The sequence below is a fragment of the Thermococcus sp. JdF3 genome (assembly GCF_012027495.1).
In the GTDB taxonomy this organism is placed as follows: Archaea; Methanobacteriota_B; Thermococci; order Thermococcales; family Thermococcaceae; genus Thermococcus.
Genome location: NZ_SNUK01000047.1, coordinates 1 through 381, shown reverse-complemented (window position 1 = coordinate 381; position 381 = coordinate 1). Strand labels below are relative to the sequence as shown.

General features: G+C 50.9%; 1 pseudogene. It reads left to right on the top strand.

Going from position 1 to position 381, the window contains the following annotated elements:
• Positions 1 to 209, top strand: a pseudogene (locus E3E42_RS11825) (methyltransferase); the annotation flags it as partial.
• Between the last annotated feature and the right edge of the window lie 172 nt (positions 210 to 381).

Genomic DNA, 381 nt, shown 5'->3' with positions numbered 1-381 from the left:
ACACCGTCGTTGGAGTCACAAAATTCCACCCGCTCAGAATCAACGATTTCCTCAGGAGAGAAGGCTTTGGAAGGGCCACGCTGAGGATAAGCATCCCTGAGAACGAGTACTGGCGGTTCAGGAAGCGCATCGAGGCAAACCTGAAGGGTGACAGAAGGGCCTTTATCTTCCAGTTCAAGGACAGGGCGATAATAGCCGAGGCCCTATAACTCCTCTATCTTTGCGTTCCTTATCTTCTTCGAACCTATCCGGAGCTTTTTGAAGTAAACCACATGTTCCTCAGGCAGAAAAGATTCCAGGCTTGTGGATTTTAGGCGCTTTTTCTTTTTGCGGGGGGTATCGCTTCCGGAAACCTTCGGCGCGGCGTTGGCTAGATCGGAA